This is a genomic window from Streptomyces sp. UH6, from assembly GCF_013421635.1.
Taxonomy (GTDB): Bacteria; Actinomycetota; Actinomycetes; order Streptomycetales; family Streptomycetaceae; genus Streptomyces; species Streptomyces abyssomicinicus.
In genome coordinates, this window is record NZ_JACADT010000135.1 from 1 (window position 1) to 9080 (window position 9080).

The 9080-nt window shown below is 73.2% G+C and carries 4 protein-coding genes; 1 reads left to right on the top strand and 3 read right to left on the bottom strand.

Annotated features, from left to right (window positions below):
* Position 1: 1 nt before the first annotated feature.
* Complete coding sequence (gene glgB, locus HW445_RS10180) at positions 2-2158, top strand: 1,4-alpha-glucan branching enzyme (protein ID WP_257230974.1); 2157 nt, start codon at positions 2-4, stop codon at positions 2156-2158.
* Between the two features lie 167 nt (positions 2159-2325).
* On the opposite strand, the gene HW445_RS10185 is transcribed toward glgB, so the two are convergent.
* The 3 genes from HW445_RS10185 to HW445_RS10195 form a co-directional block, all read right to left on the bottom strand.
* The gene (locus HW445_RS10185; RefSeq protein WP_180220707.1) at positions 2326-4551 is read right to left on the bottom strand and encodes an AAA family ATPase; all 2226 of its coding nucleotides are present in this window, start codon (positions 4549-4551) and stop codon (positions 2326-2328) included.
* Between the two features lie 193 nt (positions 4552-4744).
* Positions 4745-5530, bottom strand: a complete 786-nt coding sequence (gene uppS, locus HW445_RS10190) for a polyprenyl diphosphate synthase (RefSeq protein WP_180220705.1) — start codon at positions 5528-5530, stop codon at positions 4745-4747.
* 44 nt (positions 5531-5574) lie between these two features.
* A partial coding sequence (locus HW445_RS10195) for a carboxypeptidase regulatory-like domain-containing protein (protein WP_180220706.1) occupies positions 5575-9080 on the bottom strand: 3506 nt, incomplete at its 5' end.

Consider the following 9080-nt stretch of genomic DNA (forward strand, 5'->3'; position numbering starts at 1 on the left):
GCTGGCCGGCACCCATCACGACCCGCACGGCGTGCTCGGCGCGCACCCGGTCGACGGCGGCCTGGTGATCCGCGCCCTGCGCCCGCACGCCCGCTCGGTCACCGTGGTCGCCGAAGGGCTGCGGGCCGAACTCCACGACGACGGCGACGGCTTCTTCTCCGGCCGTCTGCCGGTGCCCGAGGGCGGGGCGGTCCCCGCCCACCGGTTCCTGGTCGGCTACGACAACGGGACGCACGACACCGAGGACGCCCACCGCTTCCTGCCCGCCCTCGGCGACCTCGACCTGCACCTGATCGGCGAGGGACGCCACGAGGAACTCTGGAAGGCCCTGGGCGCCCACCCCATGACCCACCAGGGCGTCACCGGCACCCGCTTCACCGTGTGGGCGCCCAACGCCCTCGGGGTGCGGGTCACCGGCACCTTCAACTTCTGGGACGGCACCGGGTTCCCGATGCGTTCGCTGGGCGGCTCCGGCGTCTGGGAGCTCTTCGTGCCGGCGATCGGCGAGGGCGAGCTCTACAAGTTCGAGATCACCCGCCCCGACGGCACCCGCACCCTGCGCGCCGACCCGATGGCCCGCCGCACCGAGTGCCCGCCCGCCACCGCCTCGGTGATCGCCACGTCGCAGTACCGGTGGGGCGACCAGGAGTGGCTGGCCCGGCGTGGCGAACTCCCTCCGCACGAGGCGCCGTTCTCCGTCTACGAGGTCCACCTGGCCTCCTGGCGGCCGGGGCTCACCTACCGGCAGCTCGCCGAGCAGCTCCCCGCCTACGTGGCGGAGCTCGGCTTCACCCACGTCGAGCTGATGCCGGTCGCCGAGCACCCGTTCGGCGGCTCCTGGGGGTACCAGGTCACCGGCTTCTACGCCCCGACCGCCCGTCTCGGCACCCCCGACGACTTCAAGTACCTGGTCGACAGCCTGCACCGGGCCGGCATCGGCGTGATCATGGACTGGGTGCCGGCCCACTTCCCGCGCGACGCCTGGGCGCTGGCCGAGTTCGACGGCCGCCCCCTGTACGAGCACCCCGACCCGCGGCGGGCCGCCCACCCCGACTGGGGAACCCTGGAGTTCGACCTGGGGCGGCGCGAGGTGCGCAACTTCCTCGTCGCCAACGCCGTGTACTGGTGCGAGGAGTTCCACATCGACGGCCTGCGGGTCGACGCCGTCGCCTCCATGCTCTACCTGGACTACTCCCGCGAGGACGGGCAGTGGACGCCCAACGAGCACGGCGGGCGGGAGAACCTGGACGCGGTGGCCTTCCTCCAGGAGATGAACGCGACCGTCTACCGCCGGGTGCCGGGGGTGGTCACGATCGCCGAGGAGTCCACCGCCTGGGACGGCGTCACCCGCGCCACCCACCACGTGGGACCGTCCGGCTTCGGCGGCCTCGGCTTCGGCCTGAAGTGGAACATGGGCTGGATGCACGACTCGCTCCAGTACATGGCGCACGACCCGGTGCACCGCGCGTACCACCACGACGAGATCACCTTCTCCATGGTGTACGCCTACAGCGAGAACTACGTGCTGCCGATCTCGCACGACGAGGTGGTGCACGGCAAGCGGTCGCTGGTGTCGAAGATGCCGGGCGACTGGTGGCGGCAGCGGGCCGACCTACGCGCCTACCTGGGCTTCATGTGGGCCCACCCCGGCAAGCAACTGCTGTTCATGGGACAGGAGTTCGCGCAGGGCGCGGAGTGGTCGGAGGCGCACGGACCGGACTGGTGGCTGCTCGACCCCTCCTACGGCGCGGCCGCGGACCACCGGGGCGTGCGGGAGCTGGTCGGCGACCTCAACGCGGTGTACCGGCGGACGCCCGCGCTGTGGCAGCGGGACGTCGCGCCGGACGGGTTCCGGTGGGTGCTGGCGGACGGGGCGGCGGACAACGTGCTGGCGTTCCTGCGGTTCGACGCGCAGGGCTCACCGCTGCTGGCGGTCTGCAACTTCTCCCCCGTGGTGCGGGACGACTACCGGGTGGGCGTCCCGGACGACGTCCCCGCGTGGGGGGAGGTGCTCAACACGGACGCGGAGCGGTACGGGGGGTCCGGCCTGTGCGGGTCCGGCCCGCTGAAGCCGGAGCCCCGACCGTGGCACGGCCTTCCCGCGAGCCTCCGCCTCACCCTGCCGCCGCTCTCCACCGTGTGGCTGTCCCCGGCGTGACCGCCACGGGGGGACGGTCCCAGCACCCTCCCCCTCGCCGCCGAGGTGCCGCGGCTTCGCCGTCGCACCGGCGGCACGATCGCCCGCACGGCCCGCAGGGTGGGCGTGGATGGCGCCGGGTGGCGTCCCGGCACCGTCCACGCCCCGCGACCGTCCGCTCCCCGTGACTACAGGGCGGCGGCCAACGCGTCCGGCAGCGGCGCGGCGTGCACCACCGCGAGCCGCTGGGTCGCCCGGGTCAGCGCCACGTACAGGTCGCTCACCCCGAACGCGGCCGGCTCGACCACGACCACGGCGTCGAACTCCAGCCCCTTCGCCCCGCGGGGGTCCACCAGCACGACCTGCCGCGTCAGGTCCGGCAGGGCCGTGACCGGAACTCCGAGGGCCTCCCCCAGTTTCCCGTGCAGCTCCCGAGGCGCGATCACCGCGAGGCGCCCCTCCTCGGGCGTGAGGTCGCCCACCACCGAGGCGACGGCTCCCGGCAGCTCGCCGGAACCGCCCGCCGCGACGGCGAACGGCCGCACCCCCGTCTCCCGCACCGACCGCGGCGGCTCGAACCCGGGCACCCGGTCCCTCACCACCGCCGCCGCGACCTCCATGATCTCCGCCGGCGTGCGGTAGTTGACGGCCAGCCGCGTGTGGGTCCACCGGTCCTCGACGTACGGCGTGAGGATCCCCTCCCAGGACCCCACCCCCGCCGCCTCCGCGGTCTGCGCGGGGTCACCCACCAGCGTCATCGACCGCGTCGGGGACCGCCGCATCAGCAGCCGCCAGGCCATCGGCGACAGCTCCTGCGCCTCGTCCACGATGATGTGCCCGAACGCCCAGGTGCGGTCCGCGGCGGCCCGCTCCGCGGCGCTGCGGTGGTCGGCCTCCTCGTGCCGCTCGGCGAACCGCTCGGCGTCGATGATGTCCTGCACGCCGAGCACCTCGGCGTCCTCGTCGTCCTTGTCCTCGAACTCGTACGTCCGGGAGGCGTAGGCGACGTCCAGCACGCCCTGCGCGTAGGCGATCCGGGCCTGCCGCTCGCGCGCCGCCCGGTCCCGCGCCGCCCGGTCGTCCTCGCCCAGCAGCTCGGCGGCCTCGTCCAGCAGCGGCACGTCCGCGACGGTCCACTCCGTGGTCACCGGCCGCCGCACCGCGTCGGCGTCCTGGGGCTCCAGGTAGCCGTCCGGCTCGGCCAGCAGGCGGGCGACCAGCTGCTGCGGGGTGAGCACCGGCCACAGCTCGTCGATGGCGTCCCACACCGCCGGGTTCTCCGCCAGCTCGTCGCGGATCGCCGAGATGTCGCTGTCGTCCAGCAGGTTGGTCCCGTCGTACGGGTCGGTGCCGATCTGCTCGGCGACGAGCTCGGTGAGCGTGTTGAGCAGGTGGCCCTCGAAGTACTCCCGCGCCAGGTTGTGCGGCAGCCCCGTGGACCGGGCCCGGTCGCGGGCGACCCGCACCAGGCCCTCGTCGAGCATCACCACCTGGCGGTCGTGTTCGACGGCGAGCACCGGGTCCGGCAGCCGCTGGTGGTCGCCGACCAGCCGCTCCAGCACCCGGGCCGTCTCCGCGCGCCCCTTCACCGCGGCCGCGGCCGGGCTGTCCGCCGACGTCGCGTGGACGCCGGGGAAGAGTTCGCCGACGGTGGCCAGCAGCACGCCCGTCTCGCCCAGCGAGGGGAGCACCTCGCCGATGTAGCCGAGGAAGGCCGGGTTGGGGCCGACGATCAGCACCGCGCGCCGCGCCAGCAGCTCGCGGTGCTCGTAGAGGAGGAAGGCGGCCCGGTGCAGGGCGACCGCCGTCTTGCCGGTGCCGGGGCCGCCCTCGACCACCATCACGCCCTGGTGCGGGGCGCGGATGATGCGGTCCTGGTCGGCCTGGATGGTGCGCACGATGTCGCCCATCCGTCCGGTGCGGGCCTCGTTGAGCGCGGCCAGCAGCACCGCGTCGCCGGTCGGGTCCTCGTGGCCGGTGCGGGTGGTGTCGCCGAGGTCGAGGATCTCGTCGTGCACGGCGGTGACCCTGCGGCCCTGGCTGGAGATGTGCCGCCGGCGGCGCAGCCCCATCGGGGTGTGCCCGGTGGCCAGGTAGAACGGGCGGGCCACGTCCGCACGCCAGTCGATCAGCAGCGGCGTGCGCTCGGCGTCGTCCTCCCGGATGCCGACGCGGCCGATGTGATGGCTCACGCCGTCGGTCAGGTCGATCCGGCCGAAGCAGAGCGAGCCCTCCACCGCGTCCAGCACGGCGAGCATGCCGGAGCGTTCGGCGACCAGGATGTCGCGTTCCAGCCGGGCCTGCATGGGGGTGGCCCCCCGGCCCAGCGCCTCCCGCACGGCGGCCTCCGCCTCCTCCCGCAGTGCCTCGATCCGTCCGTAGAGGCCGTCGACGAATTCCTGTTCGCCGCGCAGTTCGAGGTCGCCCTCGGTGTCCTGCCCTTGCTTGTTCGACCGCGCGCTTGACAATTCCACTCCTGCCCGGATAAGCTTTGCTTAGCAATTGAACTGACTCGCCCCGTGGCTGAGTCGTGAATTGCCCAAGATACCAAAAGAGAAATCCCCCGGGCGAATCGCCCGGGGGATTTCTCGTGTGCGCTCCCCCGCCTCACGGCCTCCGCGCGCGCGGGACCCGCTCCGCGTACTCCTCGCAGGCCCGCCACAGGTGACGCCGGTCGAAGTCCGGCCAGAGCACGTCCTGGAACACCAGTTGTGCCTGGCCGGCCTGCCAGAGCAGGTAGTTGGAGACGCGCCGTTCGCCGCTCGGCCGCAGGAGCAGGTCGACGTCGGGCATGTCCGGGTGGTAGAGGTGCGCCGCCACCGTCTCCTCGGTTATCTCCGCCGGGTCCAGCCTTCCGGCCGCGACCTCGACGGCGATCGCCCTGGCCGCGTCCGCCATTTCCGCGCGGCCGCCGTAGTTGACGCAGAAGTAGAGCGTCATGGCGTCGTTGTCCCGGGTTCGTTCCTCGGCGACCTGGAGTTCCTGGACGACGGTCCGCCACACGGCGGGCATCCGGCCGACCCAGCGGATCCGGACGCCGAGCGCGTCCATGGCGTCGCGCCGCCGCCGGATCACCGCCGGGTCGAAATTCATCAGGAAGCGCACCTCGTCCGGGGAACGCTTCCAGTTCTCCGTGGAGAAGGCGTACAGGGAGAGATTCCTGACGCCGATTTCCAGGCAGCCCGCGAGCACCTCCAGGATGACGTCCGCCCCCGCCCGGTGCCCCTCGCTGCGGGGCAGTCCGCGCTGCGCGGCCCACCGCCCGTTGCCGTCCATCAGCACGGCCACGTGGCCGGGCGTCAGCCCGTCCGGCAGCACCGGCGGGCGGGCGCCGGACGGGTGCGGCTCGGGCGTCGCGTACGGACGCCGCGGCGGGGGCGGGGGTGGGGTCATCGGACGTGGTCTCCTGGAGGTGCTCCGGGTCGTGCCCGGACCGGTCAGCCGGTGCTGGTGAAGGTGACGGTGAGATTCTCACTCAACGGCTGGGAGCCGCTGACGGACCAGTTGAACGCGGTGGCTCCGTCCGGGTTCTCCACGCCGATCACCGCGTACGCCCCCTGCGCGCCGACGGTGTCCGCGAGGTCCCGGTAGTGGAAGGTGACCGTGCCGTCCGCGCCCAGCGCCGCCTGGAAGGTGACGGGGCCGTCGCCGGCGAAGAACTGCGCGTCGCGCCACTCCACCACGAACCGCCGGCTGCTTCCCTCGCCGACGACACCGGTCCACACCGAACTGCCCTCGTCCAGGAGGAGATCGTCCCAGAAGGGGTAGATGCCGCCGTCGGGCTGGTTCGGGTTGGGCAGTTCCGTCCGGTTCCAGCCGGCCGCCGAGCCGTCGAAGGAGAGCACGCCGTTGACGGAGATGGTCACCTCCTCCGCCGAGGTCCCCCGGAAGGGGAAGGCGAAGGGCAGGCCGACCGTGGTCCCGCCCTCGTCCCCGGTGAGGTCGACGCGGGTGTCGACCGGGAGCGGCGGCCCGGTGGTGGCGTCACAGCTCCAGCCGCCCTCCACCCGCTCGGCCAGGGTGAAGTCCGCCCGTTCGTCCCCGTCCACGGTGATGGTGCGCGAGGTCCTGCGGGAGCAACCCCACGCGTCCACCGTGAGGGTGAGCTCGCCGACCGGGACCATGGTCATCCGGTAGGTCCCGTCCGCGCCGGTCACCGCCTCGAGGTGCGGGCCCTGGGGGGAGCTGATCCTCGCCGCCACGACGGGGTTGCCCTGGTGGTCGGTCACCGTGCCCGACACGACGTTGCGGTCGAGATCGAAGTCGACCTCCCGCTCGGGGCCGGCCGCGTCCAGTGTCATCTCCTCGATGACGTAGGCGTACTCCTCGGCCCAGGCCACCACCTGGTGGTCGCCGTACGGGACGGGCAGCGAGTAGGCGCCGTCCGGACCGCTCGACGCGTACAGGGTGGTCTGCCCTCCCTCATGGCTGGAGAGGACCATGACGTCCTCGACCGGCGCGCCGGAGTCGTGGTCGGTGACCCGTCCGTGGATCCTGCCCGGCAGGTGCACGCGGAACGCGGTGCCCGACCGCAGCCACGGCTTGTTGGCGTTCAGCGGGACGGCGTCCTCGCCGGTCGCGTCCTCCATGCCGGCGGTCGCCGAGGCGCCGCGGGCGACGTCGCTCTCTCCGAGGTCGACGTACTCGAAGCCGACCGCGCCGCTCTCGTGCAGCACCGCCTGGACGGTGATGCGCTCCTGGGTGCCGTAGATCAGGGCGTCGCGCCACTCGACGGCGAACCGCCGGTCGGGCGCGCTGCCCTCGACGCCGGTGCGGATCGAGGCGGAGGCGTCGATCACCAGGTCGTCCCAGAACGGCAGCACGGCCGCGTTCGGCTTGCCGCCGTGCGGCAAGGGCACGTTGATCGGCATGGTGGCGGCCGCGGTGAAGCTCAGGAAGCCGTTGGTGCCGACGTACGCCTGGGAGTAGGTCTCGCCGTAGAAGCGGAAGGCGAACGGCAGGTCGATCCGGCCCGCCTCGTCGTCCCCGGTGAGGGCGATGGCCGAGGTGCCGGCCACCGGGTCGGGGGCGGCTCCGTAGCAGGCCTGGCCGAACTGGTCGGTGCGGGGCGGCGCCGCCACGTCGACCGAGGTGTCCGCGTCCCGCATGGTGATCCTGGTGTTCAGCGGCATGGTGCAGCCCGCCGCGGTGCCGCCGATCCGGTAGCTGCCGGCCGGGATCTTCTCGAACCGGAAGCGCCCCTGGCCGTCGCTCTCCACCGGCGAGAGGGGGACGTCGGTCAGCCGCACCTGCGCGCCCACCACGGGCACCCCTGCGGTGTCCACGACCCGTCCGGCGAGGGTGTGCCGGGACATGACGGCCAGCGGCAGGGTCATCCTGGTGGCGGCGTCGGCGGTCACGGTGAAGTTCCGTGAGGCCTCGTGCAGTCCGAAGGCGCTGGTGGTGACCTGGTAGGACCCGGCCTGGAGCACCAGCCGGGCCACGCCGTCGGTGCCGGTGGTGGTGTACCTGCGGCGGCCCGAGTCACCGGTCACGGTCACCGGGGCGCCGACGACCCGGCTGCCGTCGTCGGCCTGGGTCACGGTCAGCTCCAGCGTGCCGAGCGGCTCGTCGGGGACGGCTGCCAGCGCGGCGGGGACGTTCAGGCGGCCGGCGCCCCAGACGCCGTCGGTGCCGGCGTCGCCGCCGCACGAGGTGTCGTCCACGTCGGTCGCCGACTCCTGGAGGACCCGCCAGGTGCTCTCGATGTCGCCGAACATCTGCGGCGCGTGCGACCACAGCAGCGCGACCGTGCCCGCCACGTGCGGCGCGGCCATCGAGGTGCCCCGGTTGGTCACGTAGCCGCCGCCCTTGGCGGCGGACAGGATCTCGTCACCGGGGGCCGCGATGTCGGGCCGGACCGCGGAGGTGTCCGAACCGCGGCTGGAGAAGTCGGTGATCGCGTGGTCCGCGGCGTAGGCGGCGACGGAGAAGGTGGACGCGTAGTCCGCCGGCGAGCCCATGGTGGAGCAGTCGGGCCCCTCGTTGCCGGCCGAGAACACCGCGAAGATGCCGACCTCGGTCCAGCGCTGGACGATCTCCTCGTAGAAGGGGTCGTGGACGCTGGTCCCCCAGGAGTTGTTGACGATGTTCGGGGCCATCTCCGGGCGCGGGTTCTGCCCGTTGACGTCGGTGGGCGCGATGATCCATTCGCCGGAGGAGAGCAGCGACTCCGAGGTGCAGGAGCCGCCTTCGCAGCCCTTGGCGGCGATCCAGGTCGCCCCGGGGGCCACCCCGATCCGGTGCGGGCCGCCGCCGGCCATGGTGCCCATGGTGTGGGTGCCGTGGCCCTGGTTGTCGCACGGCCCGGAGGTCGCGCCGCAGATGCCGGCCGGGTCGAACCAGTTGTAGTCGTGGCTGAAGGTGCCGTCGCCGCGGTTGCCCCGGTAGTTGCCCGCCAGCGCCTCGTGGTCGAGGCGGACGCCGGTGTCGATGTTGGCGACCACCACGCCCTCGCCTCGGGTCCCGGAGTCGGCCCATGCCTGCGGGGCGCCGATGTCGGCGACGCCCCAGGCGGTCTCGTCCTCCTCGGCGCCCGCCTGTCCGGCCTCCTCGACGCCCTCGGCGCCGGTCAGCCGGATGTCGGCCACCTGCCGGACCTCCTCGACCGATGGCAGGGCGGCGATCTTCGCGGCCAGCCGCTCGTCACCCTGCTCGACGCGCACGGTGTTGATGATCCAGTGCGAGTCGTGCGCGACCTTCTCCTCGGCCAGCAGGCCCACCAGCTCGCGCTGGCTCCGTTCGGCGACGCGGACCAGGTCGGCCCGGCCGCGCCCGGTGCGCTTGGCGTGGTCCTCGATGCGGGCGAGGCCCGACAGGTCGGCCTTCTCCTTCATCACGACGTAGAAGTCCGCGGGCCCCTTGGCCAGGCGGGCCTTCAGCGACTTGGCGATCTTGTCCTCGGGCGCGGCCGCGGCCTCGGCCTTCGTGTCCGGCGCCGGGG